Genomic DNA, 3221 nt, shown 5'->3' with positions numbered 1-3221 from the left:
CGAACTTTTACCTGTTCATCGGCGCGGCCCAGGTACAGGATATTGCCATCTGACAACCATTTGCCCATATCACCGGTACGGTACATTTTAGCACCTGCCTTATTGGAAAATGGGTCCGCCACAAACCTCTCTGCCGTTAATTCCCGGTTATTAAGATAACCCCGCGTTACGCCGGCTCCTCCTATGTACAACTCCCCTTTTACCCCAGCAGACACCGGATGACCCGCCTGGTCCAGAATATAAACCCGCACATTGGCCAATGGTTTACCTATGGGCAAAGTCCCCGCGGGGTATGACCTCCCCCTTTCGTATTTATAGATTAATGCAGATATCGTGGCTTCTGTAGGRCCATAGATATTATAGAAATCCACTAAATTACTCCAGCGTCCGGCCAGTTCACTGSTACAGGTTTCCCCTCCGGATATTATCCGCTTCAATGCAAGATATTTGCCGGCAGTGATATTGGAAAGAAGACCCGGTGTGACTTCTAAATGGGAGATCTGCTGTTCATTTAAAAACTGTTCAAACAGTCCCATATCTGCCTGTATCTCCTTATCCACCAATACCAGCGTCACCSCGTTTAACAAGGCAAAAAACAGCTGTTCCACAGAGGCATCAAAGCAGTAATCAGATGTCATTAATATATTTTCACCCGATGCAATCTGRTATGCTTTACTTTGACAATGCACCAGGTTTACTACTCCACTATGCAYGGCGATCACCCCTTTGGGCTTGCCGGTAGAACCGGAGGTATAAATCACATAAGCTGCTGCCGTAGCCGGCACCGCTTTCAGCGGTTCAGTTACACGCAGCGCTGCCACCTTATCCCAGTCTTCATCCAGTACAACGATGACGCGGCCCATATCCCCAACCGCTCCCTTGCCGGCACGGCTGCTTAATATAATCTCTGCACCGGTATCTGTTAACATGTGGATGATTCTTTCAGATGGATAGTCCGGATCTATGGGCACATAAGCAGCTCCGGCTTTCAGGATACCCAGTATACCCACTATCATCTCCACGGATCGTTCCATACAGATACCTACAAATGATCCGGCTGTTACACCGTTCTGTTGCAGGTAATGGGCCAGTTGACCCGAACGTTTCTCCAGCTCACTGTAGGTAATCCTTTGTTCACCTGCTACCACTGCGGTAACCGCAGGATGAAGTGCAGCTTGTTCTGCAAACAAAGCGGTGAGTGTTTTATCTTCCGGATAGGCGTCAACGTTATCATTAAATGTTGCCAGCAACACCTGTTCCTCCTCTACACTCAATAGCCTCAAAGTACTGATACGCTCATCAGGTGATTGTACTACTGCCCGCAGCAATGCTTCGTAATGCGATATCAGTTGTGCGATAGTCTCTTCATTAAACAGATCAGCAAAATACTGGATCGTTCCCTGTAAGCCATCCGGGGTTTCCTGCAGGGATAATGTCAGATCCAGCTGGGAAGTGGTGCGTGACACCGACACTTCCGATAATTGCACCTCACCAAAACGAATGGCCGGTAAGTCAGGCGTATTTTGCCATACAAACATCACCTGGAATAAAGGGTGCCGGGTAAGGTCGCGGGTAGTGACTACGCTTTCCACTACTTTTTCAAAAGGCGCCTCCTGATGCGCATAGGCATCCAAAGTAGTTTGCTTTACCTGCTGTAAGAATGCCGTAAAGGAAGGATTATCTTTCAGATCACTACGTAATGCCAGCGTATTAATGAAAAAGCCAATCAGGCCTTCTACCTCCTGCTGCGTCCTTCCGGCTGTAGGACTTCCTACACAGATATCTTCCTCACCGCTATAACGATACAACAATACCTTCAGGGCGGCCAATAATGTCATATACATAGTCACCCCCTGTTGCTGCGACAAAGCTTTCAACTGGTCGGCCAAGTCCTTACCCAGCTGGAAATACCTGTAGGCGCCGCGTTTGCCGGTGAAAGCTGTACGGGGAAAATCATAGGGCAATTGCAGTGTTTGAATTGCTGCCAGTTTCCTTTTCCAGTAATCCAGTTTTTTATCTAATACCGTACCAGTGAGATATTTCCTTTGCCAGATGGCATAATCAGCATACTGTATCGGTAATGCTGCCAACTTTGCCGGCCTTTCGTTTGTGTAGGCGCTGTATAGTTCTACCAACTCTTTTATGAGGATACTTGTGGACCAGCCATCAGAGGCAATATGATGTAACGTAATTACCAGGATATGCGCTGCTTCACTCAATGCTATCAATTGTACCCTTAATTTATGATCTGCGGATAAATCGAACGGTGTTTCAATAAATGACCGTATATGTTCCTCTAACACACCCGGAGTGGAATAACCAGGATCCTCCATTATCTGCAATTGCCACAAACCGGCATCCAGCACATGTTGATAGGTTGTACCGGCATCATCTGCTATGATGGTTCGCAGTACTTCATGGCGGTCTACAATTTCTTTCAGGGCGCAGGACAAAGCTCTACGGTCAAGAGTTCCCTCCAGCCTGAATGCAGCCGCTACGTGGTAGTTAATGCTACCTTCCAGCTGATCGATAAACCACAAACGTTCCTGGCTATACGAAAGTGGGATTTGTGATGGTCTTTCCTGGCGGGTTATAGCCGGCATTAATATATTACCCGAACGTTGATCCAGCTGTACAGATAACCGGGCAATTGTAGGATAGTCAAAGATATCAGCGATCGTTACCTCTACCGATAATTGTTTGCGCATAGCCGAGATAAGGCGAATGGCCAGTAGTGAATGGCCGCCCAATGCGAAAAAGTCGTCGTGTAGTCCTACCTGTGGTACTTCCAGTAGCGAGATCCAGATATTGGCCAGCGCTGTTTCCAATGCGGTAACCGGTGCAAGGTATGTACCGGCAGCCATGTTATCTGCTCCAGGCTCGGGTAAAGCCCGGCGGTCAATCTTACCGTTGTTCAGCAACGGAAATTGATCAAGCACTACCAGGTGTACCGGCACCATATAATCCGGTAATTGCGCTTTTAAGTAAGCTAATAACGCTGCTTTATCAAAAGCGGATGTAACCGTCAGGTAACCTACCAATGTTTTATCACTGACAGCATCTGTCTTTACGATCACCACTCCTTGCTCTACTGTTTCGAAGGCATTCAGGGTACGTTCTATCTCGCCTAATTCTACCCTATATCCACGGATCTTTACCTGATCATCTCCACGGCCAATAAACAGGATGTTGCCATCCGTACCATATTTCACAACATCACC

1 protein-coding gene is annotated in these 3221 nt (G+C 47.5%); it reads right to left on the bottom strand.

The features are described from left to right. Positions 1 to 3221: amino acid adenylation domain-containing protein (locus AB4Z08_RS35690; protein WP_441578556.1), on the bottom strand; the 3221-nt coding region annotated here is incomplete at both ends.

It is taken from the genome of Chitinophaga sp. RAB17 (assembly GCF_052114225.1).
GTDB lineage: Bacteria > Bacteroidota > Bacteroidia > Chitinophagales > Chitinophagaceae > Chitinophaga.
This window is presented reverse-complemented; position numbering and strand designations above follow the sequence as displayed.